Annotated in this window: 19 protein-coding genes; 7 read left to right on the top strand and 12 right to left on the bottom strand. The window is 67.0% G+C overall.

What is annotated here, in order from left to right:
* The first annotated feature begins 55 nt into the window (after window positions 1-55).
* The 5 genes from trpC (at window position 56) to AB4879_RS05020 (ending at window position 5,909) form a co-directional block, all read left to right on the top strand.
* Window positions 56-874: an indole-3-glycerol phosphate synthase TrpC gene (trpC, locus tag AB4879_RS05040; RefSeq protein ID WP_102807664.1), complete on the top strand. Its 819-nt coding sequence runs from the start codon at window positions 56-58 to the stop codon at window positions 872-874.
* Between the two features lie 36 nt (window positions 875-910).
* On the top strand, window positions 911-2,149 hold the full coding sequence (gene trpB, locus AB4879_RS05035) for a tryptophan synthase subunit beta (RefSeq protein WP_370506707.1): 1,239 nt from the start codon (window positions 911-913) through the stop codon (window positions 2,147-2,149).
* Entirely contained in the window at window positions 2,146-2,958 is an 813-nt protein-coding gene (gene trpA, locus AB4879_RS05030; protein WP_102807662.1) for a tryptophan synthase subunit alpha, read from the top strand. The genes trpB and trpA overlap by 4 nt, the downstream gene beginning before the upstream one ends.
* On the top strand, window positions 2,955-4,385 hold the full coding sequence (locus AB4879_RS05025) for a prolipoprotein diacylglyceryl transferase (protein ID WP_370506706.1): 1,431 nt from the start codon (window positions 2,955-2,957) through the stop codon (window positions 4,383-4,385). The genes trpA and AB4879_RS05025 overlap by 4 nt, the downstream gene beginning before the upstream one ends.
* A 72-nt stretch (window positions 4,386-4,457) precedes the next feature.
* Window positions 4,458-5,909, top strand: coding sequence for an HNH endonuclease signature motif containing protein (locus AB4879_RS05020; protein WP_370506705.1), 1,452 nt, complete (start codon window positions 4,458-4,460; stop codon window positions 5,907-5,909).
* On the opposite strand, the gene AB4879_RS05015 is transcribed toward AB4879_RS05020, so the two are convergent.
* From AB4879_RS05015 to AB4879_RS04995, 5 genes are read right to left on the bottom strand one after another with little or no spacing between them, the layout of a single operon-like run.
* Entirely contained in the window at window positions 5,906-6,508 is a 603-nt protein-coding gene (locus AB4879_RS05015) for a flavodoxin family protein (RefSeq protein WP_370506704.1), read from the bottom strand. The genes AB4879_RS05020 and AB4879_RS05015 overlap by 4 nt on opposite strands.
* Window positions 6,502-7,008, bottom strand: coding sequence for an SRPBCC family protein (locus AB4879_RS05010; protein ID WP_370506703.1), 507 nt, complete (start codon window positions 7,006-7,008; stop codon window positions 6,502-6,504). The genes AB4879_RS05015 and AB4879_RS05010 overlap by 7 nt, the downstream gene beginning before the upstream one ends.
* A complete protein-coding gene (locus AB4879_RS05005; protein ID WP_370506702.1) occupies window positions 7,005-7,319 on the bottom strand; it encodes an ArsR/SmtB family transcription factor in 315 nt (104 codons plus the stop codon). The genes AB4879_RS05010 and AB4879_RS05005 overlap by 4 nt, the downstream gene beginning before the upstream one ends.
* Window positions 7,320-7,370: 51 nt before the next feature.
* Window positions 7,371-8,162, bottom strand: a complete 792-nt coding sequence (locus AB4879_RS05000) for a thioesterase family protein (protein ID WP_370506701.1) — start codon at window positions 8,160-8,162, stop codon at window positions 7,371-7,373.
* On the bottom strand, window positions 8,159-9,004 hold the full coding sequence (locus tag AB4879_RS04995) for a RecB family exonuclease (RefSeq protein ID WP_102807655.1): 846 nt from the start codon (window positions 9,002-9,004) through the stop codon (window positions 8,159-8,161). The genes AB4879_RS05000 and AB4879_RS04995 overlap by 4 nt, the downstream gene beginning before the upstream one ends.
* A gap of 77 nt (window positions 9,005-9,081) precedes the next feature.
* On the opposite strand from AB4879_RS04995, the gene AB4879_RS04990 reads away from it, so the two are divergent.
* Complete coding sequence (locus tag AB4879_RS04990; RefSeq protein ID WP_102807654.1) at window positions 9,082-9,936, top strand: tRNA (adenine-N1)-methyltransferase; 855 nt, start codon at window positions 9,082-9,084, stop codon at window positions 9,934-9,936.
* Here the strand turns inward: AB4879_RS04990 and AB4879_RS04985 are convergent.
* Genes AB4879_RS04985 through AB4879_RS04975 form a run of 3 tightly spaced genes read right to left on the bottom strand, consistent with a single transcriptional unit; the run spans window position 9,933 to window position 11,284 of the window.
* Complete coding sequence (locus AB4879_RS04985) at window positions 9,933-10,229, bottom strand: DUF503 domain-containing protein (RefSeq protein WP_102807653.1); 297 nt, start codon at window positions 10,227-10,229, stop codon at window positions 9,933-9,935. The genes AB4879_RS04990 and AB4879_RS04985 overlap by 4 nt on opposite strands.
* Complete coding sequence (locus AB4879_RS04980; protein WP_370506700.1) at window positions 10,230-10,778, bottom strand: hypothetical protein; 549 nt, start codon at window positions 10,776-10,778, stop codon at window positions 10,230-10,232.
* Window positions 10,779-10,789: 11 nt separating this feature from the next.
* Window positions 10,790-11,284, bottom strand: coding sequence for a hypothetical protein (locus tag AB4879_RS04975; RefSeq protein ID WP_102807651.1), 495 nt, complete (start codon window positions 11,282-11,284; stop codon window positions 10,790-10,792).
* 147 nt (window positions 11,285-11,431) lie between these two features.
* Here AB4879_RS04975 and arc point away from each other — a divergent pair, with 147 nt between their 5' ends.
* The gene (arc, locus tag AB4879_RS04970; protein WP_199189901.1) at window positions 11,432-13,240 is read left to right on the top strand and encodes a proteasome ATPase; all 1,809 of its coding nucleotides are present in this window, start codon (window positions 11,432-11,434) and stop codon (window positions 13,238-13,240) included.
* Between the two features lie 24 nt (window positions 13,241-13,264).
* Here arc and AB4879_RS04965 read toward each other — a convergent pair whose 3' ends face one another.
* From AB4879_RS04965 to AB4879_RS04950, 4 genes are all read right to left on the bottom strand, one after another.
* Window positions 13,265-13,555 (bottom strand): DUF732 domain-containing protein, encoded by a 291-nt coding sequence (locus AB4879_RS04965; protein WP_370506699.1) that lies wholly within the window; start codon window positions 13,553-13,555, stop codon window positions 13,265-13,267.
* A 127-nt stretch (window positions 13,556-13,682) separates the two neighbouring features.
* Window positions 13,683-14,294 (bottom strand): hypothetical protein, encoded by a 612-nt coding sequence (locus AB4879_RS04960; RefSeq protein WP_370506698.1) that lies wholly within the window; start codon window positions 14,292-14,294, stop codon window positions 13,683-13,685.
* On the bottom strand, window positions 14,278-15,441 hold the full coding sequence (locus tag AB4879_RS04955; protein WP_370506697.1) for a hypothetical protein: 1,164 nt from the start codon (window positions 15,439-15,441) through the stop codon (window positions 14,278-14,280). Before AB4879_RS04955 ends, AB4879_RS04960 begins: the two co-directional genes overlap by 17 nt.
* Before the next feature lies 1 nt (window position 15,442).
* Window positions 15,443-16,585, bottom strand: coding sequence for a hypothetical protein (locus tag AB4879_RS04950; RefSeq protein ID WP_370506696.1), 1,143 nt, complete (start codon window positions 16,583-16,585; stop codon window positions 15,443-15,445).
* Between the last annotated feature and the right edge of the window lie 86 nt (window positions 16,586-16,671).

Raw genomic sequence — 16,671 nt, 5'->3', positions numbered from 1 at the left:
CTTCACTGGACGACGCAAGCGAGATCGCCAGGGCGTGAGAAGGGATCCGGCAGCCATGAGTTCGGCAAGCGTGCTCGACTCGATCATCGAGGGAGTGCGCGCCGACGTTGCCGCCCGCGAGGCGATCATCAGTCTGGCCGAGGTCAAGGCCGCTGCGGAGGCCGCACCGGCGCCGCTGAACGTACTGGCCGCGCTGCGCGCGCCCGGCATCGCCGTCATCGCCGAAGTGAAGCGCGCCAGCCCTTCCCGCGGCCAGCTGGCCAACATCGCCGACCCCGCCGAGCTGGCTCGGGCCTATGAGAGCGGCGGCGCGCGGGTGATCAGCGTGCTCACCGAGGAACGCCGTTTCCACGGGTCGCTGGCCGACCTCGACGCGGTGCGTTCCGCCGTGCGAATCCCGGTGCTACGCAAAGACTTCATCGTCCGGCCGTATCAGATTCACGAGGCCAGGGCGCACGGCGCGGACATGCTGCTGCTGATCGTCGCCGCGCTCGAGCAGCCGGCCCTGGAGTCGCTGCTGGAGCGCACCGAGTCCCTCGGCATGACCGCGCTGGTCGAGGTGCACACCGAGGAAGAAGCCGACCGGGCGCTGCAGGCCGGAGCCAAGGTCATCGGCGTCAACGCCCGCGACCTCAAGACGTTGGAGGTGGACCGGGACTGCTTCGCGCGGATCGCACCGGGGCTGCCGTCCGACATCATCCGGGTCGCCGAATCCGGTGTCCGGGGCACCGGTGACCTGCTGGCGTACGCCGGCGCCGGAGCCGATGCGGTGTTGGTCGGTGAAGGTCTGGTCACCAGCGGGGACCCGCGCAGCGCCGTCGCAGACCTGGTGACCGCGGGAGCACATCCGTCCTGCCCGAAACCCGCTCGCTGAGTCGTGGCTGATATCTCCACTCCGAACGTGCCGCGCATGAGCGCGGCCGTGGCCGAGCAGACGTTGCACGAACCCGATGCCCGGGGGCACTTCGGTGCGTACGGCGGGCGGTATGTGGCCGAGGCGCTGATGGCCGTCATCGAAGAGGTGACGGCCGCCTACGAAAAGGCCCGCACGGACCAGGAATTCCTGGATCGCCTCGACAATCTGCAGACCCACTACGCGGGGCGTCCGTCGCCGCTGTACGAGGCGGTCCGGCTGAGCGAACACCTCGGTGGGGCGCGGATCTTCCTCAAGCGCGAGGACCTCAACCACACCGGCTCGCACAAGATCAACAACGTGCTCGGCCAGGCGTTGCTGGCCAAGCAGATGGGCAAGACCAGGGTGATCGCCGAGACCGGCGCCGGCCAGCACGGCGTGGCGACCGCGACCGCGTGTGCGCTGCTGGGTCTGGAGTGCGTGATCTACATGGGTGCGGTGGACACCGCCCGCCAGGCGCTCAACGTCGCGCGGATGCGGCTGCTGGGCGCCGAGGTGGTGTCGGTGGAGTCCGGCTCCAAGACGCTCAAGGACGCCATCAACGACGCCTTCCGCGACTGGGTCACCAACGCCGACAGCACCTACTACTGCTTCGGGACCGCCGCCGGGCCGCACCCGTTCCCGATGATGGTGCGCGACTTCCAGCGCATCATCGGTCTCGAGGCGCGGGCGCAGATGCTGGCGCAGGCTGGCCGGCTACCCGACGCGGTGGCCGCCTGCGTGGGTGGCGGATCCAATGCGATCGGCATCTTCCACCCGTTCATCGACGACGTGGGTGTGCGGCTGATCGGTTATGAGGCGGCCGGTGACGGCGTCGAAACCGGAAGGCATGCAGCGACTTTCGCTGGTGGGACACCGGGGGCGTTCCAGGGGTCCTACTCGTATCTGCTGCAGAACGAGGACGGTCAGACCATCGAGTCGCACTCGATCTCGGCAGGTCTGGACTATCCGGGCGTCGGCCCGGAGCACGCGTTCCTCAAGGACATCGGGCGCACCGAATACCAGCCGATCACCGACACCGAGGCCATGGACGCGTTCCGGCTGCTGTGCCGGCTGGAGGGCATCATCCCGGCCATCGAGTCGGCGCACGCGGTGGCCGGTGTGGTGAAGCTGGCGGCCGAGTTGGGCCCCGGTTCGATCATCTTGGTCAACCTGTCCGGCCGCGGTGACAAGGACGTGGAGACGGCGGCCAAGTGGTTCGGGCTGTTCGACCAGTCCGGCCCGGGAGCCTCATGACCGTCCAGCACGCCCAGGCCGGACGGCTGGGCTCGGTGTTCGCGGCGTGCCACGACGAGGGCCGCGCCGCCCTGATCGGGTATCTGCCGACCGGTTATCCGTCCGTCGACGTGTCCATCGACGCTCTGGTGGCTCTGGTCGAATCCGGTTGTGACATCGTCGAAGTCGGCGTTCCGTACTCCGATCCGGGGATGGACGGGCCGGTGATCGCGACGGCGACCGAGGCCGCACTGCAGGGCGGTGTCCGGGTTCGCGACACCCTGCGCGCGGTGGAGGCCATCAGCGCTGCCGGCGGTCACGCGGTCGTGATGACGTACTGGAATCTCATGCTGCACTACGGAATCGACGCGTGGTCGCGTGACCTGGCCGCCGCCGGGGGACTGGGCATGATCACGCCGGACCTGATTCCCGACGAGGCCGACGAGTGGCTCGCCGCCGCCGAGGCACATGATCTGGACCGGATCTTCCTGGTCGCACCGTCGTCGACCCCGGAACGGCTGGCCAAAACGGTGCAGGCCTCGCGGGGTTTCGTCTACGCGGCATCGACCATGGGTGTAACCGGCGCGCGGGACGCGGTGTCGAGCGCCGCGCCGGAGCTCGTGCGGCGGGTCAAAGAGGTTTCCGACATCCCGGTGGGGGTCGGTCTTGGTGTGCGCTCCCGTGAGCAGGCCGCCGAGATCGCGGCTTTCGCCGACGGGGTGATCGTGGGTTCGGCTCTGGTGTCGGCATTGACCGACGGGTTGGCGGCAGTGCGGACGCTGACCGAGGAGTTGGCCGTGGGTGTGCGACAGAAGGTGTCCGCTTCGTGACGACGACCGTCTTGGCTTATTTCCCGAGTCCTCCGCAGGGCGTCTGGCATCTGGGCCCGGTACCGATTCGGGCGTATGCGCTGTGCATCATCGCCGGCATCATCGCGGCGCTGATGATCGGTGATCGCCGTTGGGCGGCCCGTGGTGGCGAGCGGGGCGTCATCTATGACATTGCCCTGTGGGCGGTGCCGTTCGGCTTGGTCGGTGGGCGTCTCTATCACCTGATGACCGACTGGCGAACGTATTTCGCCGAGGGCGGCGCCGGTGTCGGTGCTGCGTTGCGGATCTGGGATGGCGGCCTCGGCATCTGGGGCGCGGTCGCCCTCGGCGGTGTCGGTGCGTGGATTGCGTGCCGGCGCCGAGGGATTCCGCTGCCCGCGTTCGGCGATGCGATCGCGCCGGGAATTGTGTTGGCGCAGGCGATCGGCCGGCTCGGAAACTACTTCAACCAGGAGCTGTACGGTCGCGAGACCACCGTGCCGTGGGGGATGGAGATCTTCTACCGGCGGGACTCGTCCGGGATGGTTGATGTGCATTCCCTGGACGGGGTGTCGACGGGGCAGGTCGCTGCGGTGGTTCAGCCGACGTTCCTGTACGAGCTGGTGTGGAACGTGCTGGTGTTCGCCTTCCTGATCTGGATCGACCGGCGGTTCAAGATCGGCCACGGCCGGCTGTTTGCGGCCTATGTGGCGGCATACTGCATCGGCCGGTTCTGGGTGGAGTTGCTGCGCGATGACACCGCCACCCATATCGCGGGCATCCGGGTGAACTCGTTCACGTCGGTGTTCGTATTCATCGGCGCGATCGTGTACATCCTGCTGGCGCCCAAGGGCCGCGAAGATCCGGCCTCGCTGGGCGGTGAGCAGCCGACGGCGGAGCCCGAGGAGGAGTCGCCCGCCGAGCGGATGGCCGAGGACTTGGTGGCCGTCGCCACGGGCGGGGGTATTACCGCCGCCGCGACCGTGGCAGCCGAGCACGACTCCGAAGATGCCGCCGCCGTTGGCGATACGGAGGATGCTGAGCCTGAGCCTGCGCCTGAACCGGAGGCCGCAGCCGAGCCCGAACCCGAGCCCGAGCTAGCGGCCGCAGCCGAGCCCGACGCTGAACCTGAGCCCGAGGCGGAAGCTGAAGCCGAGCCCGAACCTGAGCCCGAGGCGGAAGCTGAAGCCGAGCCCGAACCTGAGCCCGAGCCGGAGGCCGCAGCCGAGCCCGAACCTGAGCCCGAGCCGGAACCTGAAGCCGAGCCCGAACCTGAACCGGAGCCCGAGCCGGAACCTGAAGCCGAGCCAGAGGCCGCAGCCGAGCCCGAACCTGAACCCGAGCCCGAGCCGGAACCTGAAGCCGAGCCCACACCCACTTCGCAGCCTCGCGGATTCCGCACAGTCGTACGCCGCGTGCTCTGGGGAGTCGAAGTCCATCGCGACTGAAGCGCGACTCACGAAATCGACTGACCGTCGCTGAACTCATTTGTGTCGTAGCCGTCTGGCATACTCGAACACATGTTCGATGAATGGCCAGGCAAGTTGTTCGAGCCGGTGGACACCGACGCCTCGCGAGCCCTGGTCTACAGGCTGACGAACGCGGCGCGGCTGGAGAATCAGGCGGCCGCAATTCGACTGCGCGCGATCGCCGACCTTTTCGAACTGCGCCGCCTCGACCACGGCGAGCGGGAAGATTGGGCGGTGGACACCTGGGCCACTGTGGGCGCCGAAGTCGCCGCAGCGCTGCGGCTCAGCCTGACCAAGGCCAACAGCTACATGAACTACGCGCTGGCCATGCTGCGGCTGCCTGCTGTCGCTGCGGTCTTCGAGGCCGGCGATATCGACTGCAGGCTGTATCAAACGATCGTCTTCCGTACCCACCTCGTCACCGACGCCGACACCATGGCTGAGCTCGATGCAGACCTGGCCGCCCGAGTTGCCCGCTGGCCGTCCATGAGTCGGGGAAAGCTCGCCAGTGAGATCGACGACCTCGTGGTCCGGCACGACCCTGACGCGGTTCGGCGGATGAGAGATCGCGGCAGTGACCGTGACGTCACCTTTTGGGAGTCCTGTGACGGTTATGTCGATTTGACGGCACGGCTGTCCGCCGCCCACGCGGCAGCGCTGGAAAAGCGGCTCAACTCTTTTGCGAAGTCCGTGTGCGAGAACGACCCGCGCACGGTGGGACAGCGTCGCGCCGACGCGTTGGGTGCGCTGGGTATCGGCATTGACCGACTTCCCTGTGACTGCGGCGAAGCCGATTGCACCGCAACGGAAAAGCCAGCAGGGTCAGTCGTTATTCATGTCGTTGCCGAGCAGTCCACACTCGACGGCACATCCAACAAACCTGCCTACGTGCTCGACAGCGGCGAGTTGATCGCGCCAGAACAGTTGGCCGAGTTGAAGGCCGCGGCGCGTCTGCGTCCGGTGACCATTCCCGTGGACATGCTGTCCGATTGTGACTACCACCCCTCGCGTGCGCTTGCCGATTTCGTGCGAGCACGGGACCTCACCTGCCGCGCGCCCGGCTGCGACCGGCCGGCCATCCGTTGCGACATCGACCACACCGTTCCCTGGCCGCACGGCGCGACGCACGCCTCCAACCTCAAATGCCTATGCCGAGAACATCACATCCTCAAGACTTTTTGGGGCTGGAAGGATCAGCAGCTGCCCGACGGCACGGTGATCTGGACGCTGCCCGATGGCGAGACCTACGTGACGACACCCGGAAGCGTTCTGCTGTTTCCGGGGTTGATGACGCCGACGGGTCCGCCGCAGATCCCGCAGCCCGCGGTCCATCGCTGTGGTGACCGCTCGGTGATGATGCCGAGGCGGCGGACAACCCGACGACAGAATCGCGCACACCAGATCGCGGCCGAGCGTGCCCGCAATCGGGCGGAACGCACACCTTCGACCGCGGGACCACCGGTATCACCCCGTTCGGACGACGACGACGTACCACCGTTTTAGGTGGCCGCGCAGAACCCCTCTGACGCCCGCCCGGCGAGCAGCTGCCGCGTCACCATGGCGACTCGCCGGCCGAGGTGTTCGCAGGTGCGGATGTCGGCGTCGTGCACTGCCGTCGGCTCGGCGTCGACGTCGGTCGAGGCACCGGCGCCCAGCCAGAAGCCCAACCGATTGAGATCGAATTCGCTTGCGGCGCTGGTATTCCAGCCTGCGGTCAGGCCGAGGTTGACCCAATGCATGTGATGCTGGGCGGCGAACACCGCCAACGCGCTGAGGGTCTGCAGCTTGTCACCGGCCTTGGACCCGGAGTTGGTGAAACCGGCACCCACCTTGTCGCGCCAGGTGCCCGCCATGCAGCGCCGCCCGGTGCGCTCGGCGAACGCCTGAAAACCGGCCGACACATTGCCCATATAGGTCGGGCAACCGAAGATGATTGCGTCAGCGGCATCGAGCACCGCCCAGTCATCGTCACCGACCGTGTCGACCGCGATCAGCTGAACCTGTGCCGAAGCGGCTACAGCCCCGCCCGCCACGGCCTGCGCCAACGTTGCGGTGTGCCCGAAGCCGGAGTGATAGGCCACCACCATGTGCGGTGTCACCATGCTTGTCCTCCATACGCGCTCTCGGCCACCTCGCGGTAGCGCTGCTGCCAATCGGGTATCTCGGCCCGAAACAGATACGCCTCGAGGCGGTCCAGGTAGGCGTGCGTCCCGGGCCGAAAACCGTTGGCGTTGCGCACACCTAGCCCGCGGTGACTGAATCTCAGCAGGGTCCCGTCCCCGTCCGGGACCAACTCATAACGGACGACGCCGGGTTCGACGATCCGCTGGTTCCATTCGTGCTCGAAGACATGCGGTGGGTCCCACACCAGGATTCGGCCCGCCATCCGCTTCTGGTCGGCCGGGATCGGCGGTGCGGCCGGGATCATGTCGATCGTCCCGCCCTCGCGGGCGTCGATAGTGGTGTCGCCCATCCATTGGCCGCGCTCTTCCGGATCGGTGATGGCCTTCCATACTCGCTCGACGGGGTGGGGGAGTCGCCGCTCGAAAGTCAGTGTTGCCCGGTCATTGTCGATGCTGAGACGGCCCTCGCGGGAGGTCATGAGTTCTCCTCTGTCTTGTCCAGGTGGCGTTCGAGGGCGTCGAGGTGACCGGACCAGAACTGACGGTATTGCTCGATCCAGCTGTCGATCGCGACCAGTCCGTCGGCGCGCAGCGCATAGATCCGGCGTTGCGCGTCGGGGCGAACCTCCACAAGTCCGACTTCCCGCAGGATGCGCAGATGCCGCGACACCGAGGGCTGGGTCAGATCTGGCAGTGCCGCAACGAGTTCCCCGGCGGTGCGATCACCGGCGGCCAAGGTATCCAACAGCACCCGGCGATTCGGTTCGGCGACTGCCTCGAAGACGTCCACGTCTCCGAGTATTGCACTACGTCTATATAGACGCAAGCGGATATACGGGGACTACCGTCGTTGTACCAATAGCGTCTGCGCCGAAGTCCCGATGAACCCGTCGCGGTCGAACAACTCTGCGGTGGTCACCCCGATCCCGTCCGGCCCGATCGACCCGCGAGCGCGCACGCCGAAATCCCTACCCGCCGGCGCGCGATGCAGATGTACCGCGGTGTCGGTGTTCATGTAGATGAACTTCTCCGGATCAATCGCTGCGCCAATGCCATTCGCGGAGTCGACCACCATCGCGAGCCGCTCGAGCGCTGTGGTGGGCTCGTCGTCCACCAGATTGGAGATGGGCGACATCCAGTACACCGTGCCGCTGTCGGACCCGTCGTACTGCGGCCGCCATTCCACCGACTCGATGTATCCCCGCGCGTTCTTCCAGTGCAGCTCCAGCGGTGCGGTCGGTCCCTCGATCAGCGGCGGATAGCGGTCGGTTGCGGCGTCAGCGGTATCTGAGGTCGCCAGCGCCCATGCCGTCACCCGGGCCACGGCGCGCGGCGGTCCGTCGGGGCGCTCCGCAGACATCTCGGCCGACAACATCGCGATGCGGCTGCCCGGCCGGTCGACCCGTGCCTGCACCCGCATCTCGGTGATCGGTATTGCCCCCAGAATGTCCAGGGTCAACCGGCCGATCCGCATACCGTCGGACAGCTTCGCCTCGATCGCCTTGGTCAGCAACGCCAACGGCGGCGACCCATGCTGGATGTCGAAATTCCAGTTGCTGCGGGTGTCGTCGGTGGACGCGAAAAGCTCTGCGTCGCCGTCGGTTCCGAGGCGCCGAAAGTAACAGCCGATCATGCGGCCGGCTCACCGCCGATCTGTCCGGGCCAGCCCGGGTACGGCGGCGGTGTGCCGCCGTACGCCGGACAGAGCGCCTGATGGCTGCACCAGTTGCACAGGCGCGAGGGATTGGGTCGGAAATCGCCTGTCACACCGGCAGATTGGATGGCGCGCCAGATCGCCATCAACGTCTTCTCGAAGCGCAGCAGCTCGTCGAGCGCAGGGGAGTAGTCGAGCACCTGACCGTCGGCGAGATAGATCAGCCGCAACCGGCTGGCCAGCACCTCGCGTGAACGCAACAGCGCGACGGCGTAGAACTTCATCTGGAACAGCGCCTTGAACTCCGCCAGCGCCCTGGCCTCCGGGGGTGCTTTCCCGGTCTTGTAGTCCACGACCCGGAGTTCACCGGTGCCGGCAACGTCGATCCGGTCGACGAAACCCCGAAGCAGTGTCCCGTCGGCCAGTTCGACCTCGATCCGCTGCTCGCAGCTCTGCGGGTCGAACCGGGTCGGGTCCTCGAGCCGGTAGTAGCCCATCAGCAGGGCGCGCGCCTCCGCGACGAGTTGGGTGCGCTGCTCGTCGGTGACATCGCCGGCGAAGTCCGGGTGTTCGGACAACACCCGCTCCCAAGCCGGGTCGACCAACGACAACGCCGTGTCCGCGCCCCGCTCGGCGGCCGGCAAACCGTAGAGCTGCTCCAGGGCGGCGTGCACCACCGAACCGCGCAACTGAGCGGTCGACGGCGGCTCGGGCAGCCGGTCAACGGCCCGGAAGCGGTACAGCAGCGGGCACTGCTTGAAGTCGGCGGCCCGCGACGGCGACAACGCGGGACGCGACGCCTGCAGCACCTGATCAGACATAACTGCAGCCTAGGACGGTGTGCCGACAAGGTGACGGTATGCGCTGCGGCGAGTCCGCTGTGGCAGGCTGAACGGCTGTGACCGACGATCCCGCTCCGCGCCGCACCGGCCCCTTTGTCGTCGGAGACCGTGTCCAGCTCACCGACGCCAAGGGCCGGCACTACACGATGGTCCTCAACCCGGGCAGTGAGTTCCACACCCACCGGGGGGCTGTCGAGCACGACGCGGTGATCGGCCTGCCCGAGGGCAGTGTGGTCAAGTCGACCAACGGCGACGCGTTCCTGGTGCTGCGCCCGCTGCTCATCGATTACGTGCTCTCGATGCCCCGCGGCGCCCAGGTCATCTACCCCAAGGACGCCGCCCAGATCGTCCACGAGGGCGACATCTTCCCGGGCGCCCGGGTCCTGGAGGCCGGCGCCGGTTCCGGCGCGCTGACGTGCTCCCTGCTGCGTGCCGTCGGCCCCGACGGCGAGGTGATCTCCTATGAGGTGCGTGACGACCACGCCGTGCACGCTCGGCGCAATGTGGCCACGTTCTTCGGGAAGGATCCGGACAACTGGCGGCTGATCATCGGCGACATCGTCGATTCCGACCTGGCCGAGGCGTCAGTCGATCGCGTGGTGCTGGACATGCTGGCGCCCTGGGACGTACTCGACACCGTGGCCCGGCTGCTGATCCCCGGTGGGGTGCTGATGGTGTACGTGGCGACCGTGACCCAGCTGTCCAAAACCGTCGAGCTGCTGCGCGAACAGCAGTGCTGGACCGAACCCCGGGCCTGGGAATCGTTGCAACGCGGGTGGAACGTCGTCGGTTTGGCGGTGCGCCCGCAGCACAACATGCGCGGTCACACCGCGTTCCTGATCTCGGCTCGGCGGCTGGCCCCCGGCACGGTCACTCCGACCCCGTTGCGCCGCAAGAAGCTCGCGCCTTAGTCGTCGTCGCTGCGGTGCAGCCCGCGTCGCACCGACAGCAGGTCGATTTCGGGGCGTGACGCCACCAACCGTTCCGCAGCGTCGAGGACGTCGACGACGTGTGCCCGTTCCCCGGCGACCACGGAAACTCCGATGCCGGCCCTGCGATGCAGATCCGCCGAACCCGTCTCAGCCGCCGCCACCGTGAAGCGGCGCCGCAGTTCGGCGACGATCGGCCGCACCACGGCCCGCTTCTCCTTCAGCGAGTGGACATCACCGAGCAGGACGTCGAATTCCAGCCAGCCGATCCACATTCAGGGCGTCGGTGTGGGGGTCACCGGGCTCGCGCCGCCACGGGCATTGCCGAATGCCAGCAGCATGTCAGCGGTCTCGCGAGAAAGCTGCCAGTTGCCCTGGTCCAGGCGGAATTCCATCGGGAACGTGAAGTTTCCCGGGTTGGCCGGGTTCGAGGTCGTCACGTTGATCGATGCCAGCGCATCCCCGGGACGGCGATCGGACCACCGGATCTCGGAGGCGGTGAACGTCAGCGGGGTGAACCCGCCGTCGCGCAATGCCGCCGCGAACTTGTCGATGGTCGCGGCGTCCGCCGGCGTCGTGGACTCGACCAGCTGGAGCTTGTCGGACCCCTTGACCGCCGGATCGGCCAGCCGATACAGCACATCGGTCAGCGCGTCGGGCGCCGGCAGCGGAGCCGCGTCGTGCTCAACTGGCGCCAGCGGCGTCGACGACTGCTCGAACGGGCTCTGCGCCGACTTCGGCTCGACGTGGTCGGAACACCCCGAGAGGCTGAGCGCCGCCACGATCGTGACGGCGCTCAGACCTACGAGAAACGGGTGTCGCATCCCGCGGTGGCTCAGCCGGCTCCTTGCATCAGCGATAGCGCCGATTGCTTGGTCAGCTGCCAGCCGCTGGGGCTGGGCCCTTCCACAAACTGGATGCTCTGGGTCGCGGTCTGACCGTTGGGCGCGGTCGCGGTGACATTCGCCGTCGCGGTCGGGCCTTCCTGGTCGATGTCGGCGACGTTGAAGCTCAGCGGGAGCAGGCCCTTGGCCGACGCGTTGTTGAACGCGCGGTCTGCGGCGATGCCCTCGAAGCGGCCGAGGCCGAACTGGATGTAGGAGGCCTTGGAGCCGGAGAACGATCCGCCGCCCTGCAGGCCGTTCAGGGTCTCGACAAGCTGGCTCTGGAGCTCCGGCGCCGGCGTCTGCGGCATCGGTGCGCCGAAGACGACGGGCTGCACGGCCGGTGCGGGCACCGGCGAGCTGAATGCAACCGAAGTCACACCTGCGGCAACGCCGCCGATGATCGCTGCGGCGGCAACGCCCGTGGCTAGGACTTTCAGGGTCACGGCTGTCCTCTCGATCTGCCCGACTCATTAGAGAGATTAACAGTGTTGCCAGTGTGTCGAAATTCCCCGTACGCACATGATCGAGGTTGGGCCGGTAGCGTTGAGGTATCCACCGCGCCAACTCTCGGTGTGGGAAAGGAGCGCAACATGAGCGAGGCACAAGAACCCCAGCTGTCCGGCGAAGACGCCGCCGAACTAGAAGAGCTGCGCCGCGAGGCGTCAGCACTGCGCGATCAGCTGGAGAACGCCATGAGTGCACAGGGCGGCGCCCGCAGTGCCCGTGATGTGCATCAGCTCGAGGCACGCATCGACTCCCTGGCGTCGCGCAACGCCAAGCTGATGGACACCCTCAAGGAAGCCCGTCAGCAGTTGCTCGCTCTGCGTGAAGAGGTCGACCGACTCGGTCAGCCGCCGAGTGGATACGGCGTGCTGTTGGGATCCCACGAGGACGACACCGTCGACGTGTTCACCTCTGGTCGCAAGATGCGACTCACCTGCTCGCCCAACATCGACGTCAAGTCGCTCAAGCAGGGCCAGACGGTCCGCCTCAACGAGGCGCTCACCGTCGTGGAGGCCGGCAATTACGAGTCGGTTGGTGAGATCAGCACGCTGCGCGAGATTCTCGCCGACGGTCATCGGGCGCTCGTCGTCGGGCACGCCGACGAGGAGCGGATCGTGTGGCTGGCAGAACCGCTGGTCGCCATCGAGGATCTGCCCGCCGACGTGGCCGAGGAACTCGACGACGACGATCTGCGTCCGCGCAAGCTGCGCCCGGGCGACTCGCTGCTGGTCGACACCAAGGCCGGGTATGCCTTCGAGCGGATTCCCAAGGCCGAGGTCGAGGATCTGGTTCTCGAAGAGGTGCCCGACGTCGCCTATAGCGACATCGGCGGCCTGACCCGCCAGATCGAACAGATCCGCGACGCCGTCGAATTGCCGTTCCTGCACAAAGAGCTCTACCGCGAATACGCGCTGCGTCCGCCCAAAGGTGTGCTGCTCTACGGCCCGCCCGGGTGCGGTAAGACGCTGATCGCCAAGGCCGTGGCCAATTCGCTGGCGAAGAAGATGGCTGAGGTTCGTGGCGATGATGCCCGCGAGGCGAAGTCGTACTTCCTCAACATCAAAGGCCCCGAACTGCTGAACAAGTTCGTCGGCGAGACCGAACGGCATATCCGGCTGATTTTCCAGCGGGCGCGCGAAAAGGCTTCCGAGGGAACGCCGGTCATCGTGTTCTTCGACGAGATGGACTCGATCTTCCGTACCCGTGGCACCGGCGTGAGCTCCGATGTCGAGACGACGGTCGTGCCCCAGCTGCTCTCGGAGATCGACGGTGTGGAGGGGCTGGAGAACGTCATCGTGATCGGCGCCTCCAACCGCGAGGACATGATCGACCCGGCGATCCTGCGGCCCGGCCGCCTCGACGTCAAGATCAAGATCGAACGGCCGGATGCCGAAGCGGCACTGGACATCTTCAGCAAGTACCTCACCGAGGACCTGCCGGTCAACGCCGACGATCTTGCCGAGTTCGGCGGCGACCGCGGACTGTGCATCCGGGCCATGATCGAGAAGGTCGTCGACCGGATGTACGCGGAGATCGACGACAACCGATTCCTCGAAGTCACCTACGCCAACGGTGACAAAGAGGTCATGTACTTCAAGGACTTCAACTCCGGCGCGATGATCCAGAACGTCGTCGACCGGGCCAAGAAGTACGCGATCAAGTCGGTCCTGGAGACCGGGCAGAAGGGGCTGCGGATCCAGCACCTGCTCGACTCGATCGTCGACGAGTTCGCCGAGAACGAGGACCTGCCCAACACCACGAATCCCGATGACTGGGCCCGGATCTCGGGCAAGAAGGGCGAGCGGATCGTCTACATCCGCACGCTGGTCACCGGCAAGAGCAGCAGTGCCAGCCGGGCCATCGACACCGAGTCGAACCTGGGCCAGTACCTGTAGGAGTACCGGCCCAGGCTCGCGTCGTCAGTGCCCGCAGAGCTGGGTGGCGGCGGCGCTGTAGAAGAAGGCCGCATCCTTCGGCTCGACGCCGTCAGTGGTGTTGTCCGAGATGGTCTGCAACGTGGTCGCCTGCGGAACGCCGGTGGCGATGTCGCTGCAGATGTGCTGTCCCAGCGCGACCGCGGTCTCGACCGGTCCATGCCAGCCGTCGTTGGCCAGCGTCGTGACGAAGGAATCCTCGTCCGCGTGCGCCGGTGAGGCGAGGCCCAAACCGAGTCCCACCGCGGCGATGCCGGTGATCACGAGTTTCTTCATGGTGTGTCCTTTCGCCCCGATACCGCACAGCTTCGCCGACGTCGGCAGCGCACGATGGCGGCAGTGTATGACGCAGGTGAGCCTTACTGCAGCGTTATCGTCGCCACCGTCAGTTTGCGACGGCGCCTCAAAACTCCAGGCTGTAGCTGTTGCCGAGGCTGTCCTGGGTTACGTGGGCGTCGCGAGTGGTGGTGTCGACGCTCAGTCGCTCGGTGAGGGTGCGCGTCTCGTAACGCCATCCCTCGGGCAGATCCAGCCGGGCGGCCAACTCCGGCAGGCCTGCCAGGTCGAGGTTGCGGTCCACCGCCTTGCTGTAGGTCTGCATGACCCAGCGCTGCCCCTGCGGGTCGACGAGTTCGAAAACCGGTCGGCCGGCGTCGAAGTTGAACACGGTTCGGCGGTCGACATGGTTGACGGTGTACGGCGCGGGGTTCATCGATGACAGCTTGACCGTGGCTTGCTTGATCATGTCGATCCCGCCGAAGGTCTCGATCTCCTGGCGCTCTGGCGCCACCTTGTCGATGGTGCTCATCAGCCAGTGCCGCGGTCCGTTGAGCAGTGCGGCGATCGCGCCGTGCTCCTTGGCGATGGCCTCGGCGTCGAGCTTGTCCCACAGCTCGGCCGGGCAGTCGTTGAGTGGAAAGCTGTTGTAGACGGCCGCTTCCGGTCCGTCGGCACCGGCCGTAACCAGCAGCACCTCCCCGTACCGCTTGTCGAAAACGTCATCGCGCTCGGTCATCGCTTGCCTCCATCTCCAGATATGCGTCGCGGCCGGCGAGACTGACGGCGACGTCTGCGACCAACGGATCGAAGAACCGCTGCCGGTACAGCGGGTCAACGCTCGTGCTGACGGTGAAGTACAGCCCGGACAGTACCGCCACGAACAACGAAGTGTGCACCACGGTCTGGGGTATCGGCACATGGATGCCGAACCATGTTCCGGCGCAGGGGGGTTGGCCCGCTGGGCAGGACTGCTCGGCAGACCACAGCACCGTGACATCGTCGGGAATCGCGATGGTGCCCAGCGCGAGGAAGAACGCGAACAGTCCGGTGGTGAAGAACACCACCTGGATCGCCTGGGCGACCACCATGACGGCGACGACATTCACCTGTTCGGCCGGCGACAACGGCGTGCGCATCGGGTCGGTCCGGGTGGCCAGAGGTGTGCCGGCCAGCAACGCCGCGGTGTCGCGCGGACCCGAGCGGTCCTCACGCAGCGCCGACACCTCGTCGCGAATGGTCACCACCATGAACACCAGTGCCACCAGGGCCAGGAAACCGATTGTCTGCCAAAGGCGTTCACGTGTCATGCGGGCCGACAGCTGCCACAACTCGCCGGTGAAATACACCACCACGGTCAGCATCAGAAGCGGTAGCGCGCGACTCATCAGCGTTCCGAGCGCCCCGAACTGCAGCCACGCGAATCGGAACGCCCACAGGACAATCGACCCGATACCCAGATAGGTCAGCCAGATGGCGACAAGCGCGATCACCCCGAACCCGGCCACTTCGGCGGCGGTCAGCCCGGTCCAGCCCTGGTCCACCAGCGGAAAGCCGATCACGAACAACGCCATCACCAACAGGGCGGCGCTGCGCCGACCCGTCTCGCTGCGGGTGGTGCCCGCGCGGTGCAGCAGGTACAGCACGAACGGTGCCGCCGTCAGCACGACGGCCATGATTCCCAGCCGCACAACGGATCCGATCTCCACCTGACCGTCGCTGACATCGGCGGTCAATGCCGTCACCGCGATCAGCGCTCCGATACCGCTGACGACCGGCGCCGACCGGGCGATCAGCCGTCGCGAACGCACCCGTCGCGTCAGGACCAGTGGCAGGCCGCGGGCCAGGAACCACTCGTGAACATCGCGGCCGGCGGCCGTCGCCATCTCAGCGTCCCCGCCGCGACGAGCGGTAGCGATCCCGCGCCACCAGGGTGAGCCGGAGCTCGGCCAGCAGCGGGTCGAGGAACTGAGCGCGGTACTCCTTGTCGGTGACGGCCTTGGCCGCCAGGTACATGAACGTGATCGCGGTCAGCATCATGGTCGTCTGGATCAGCGGGTCGGGAACCGGCAGCGTCATGCCGAGGATGTGGCCGTCAGTGCGCCCGCTGTCACGCGTCCAGGACGCCAGCAGCGGCGGGCTGAGCACGATCAGTCCGAGTACGAAGAAAATCGTTCCGGTGGCCAGCGCGACCGTCAGCACCTGGCCGACCTGCGAGGCCGCCACCACGAACACCACGTTGGCCCGCTCGGTGCGCGACAGGGGATCGACGCCGGGCTCGTCGGCGATGCCCTCGAACGGCGTGCCGGCCAGCCGGTCTGCGTCCTCGGGGGCGGCGGCCGTCTCGCCGAGGATCGGGCGGACCCGCTCCAGGGTGCTCGACACCAGGAACGCGGCGGCGATCGCGAACAGGAATCCGATGGCCAGCCACAGTCGTTCGCGGCTCACGATCGCCGCCATCAGCCACACATAGGTGTTGAAGAAGACCAGGAACGTCAGCAGCACGACCGGCAGTGCGCGGACGAACATGCCGCTGGCGAGCGCCAGGTTCGACATGGTGTCCCGGGCAGCCCAGCCGGCGATCGAGCCGACACCCGATGCGGTCGCCACGACGATCACGGCGATCGAGATCCCCACCAGCAGGAGGTTCACCATGATGCGCGGACTCGGGCCGCCGAAGACGCACCCGAGGAGCGCGACCGCCACCGAGATGTCGGCGGCCACGACTCGTGCCAGCGGGCTTTCGATCCGCGATACCAGCCAGCCCACCAGGCCTGCCACCGGCAGCACCAGCACGATCAGGGCCAGCAGGAATCCCTCGGCGACCGTCGGCCTGCCGTCGATGTCGATGGTGTGCTTGCCCGACAGCGTCACCACCAGAATGGAGTTGGCGGCGAAGACGGCGACTCCGGCCAGCGCCGGTGCCGATCGGCCCCAGATCCGCCGCAGCAGTGCGCCGCGCCGCACCACCGCCGGAAGACCGCGAACGAGAAACCAGCGTTCTTCGGCGTAGCGGTCCGGAGATGTCATCGTTGCGCGGCTCCGATGTGGGCTTTCGGGTCAGGTCACCCTAGCCGGAAGTGGCACCGTCCACGCGTCAGGCGCGCAACACCGGC

It is taken from the genome of Mycobacterium sp. SA01, from assembly GCF_041287105.1.
GTDB lineage: Bacteria > Actinomycetota > Actinomycetes > Mycobacteriales > Mycobacteriaceae > Mycobacterium.
The sequence above is the reverse complement of the archived record's forward strand: the minus strand, read 5'-3'. Positions and strand labels throughout refer to the sequence as shown.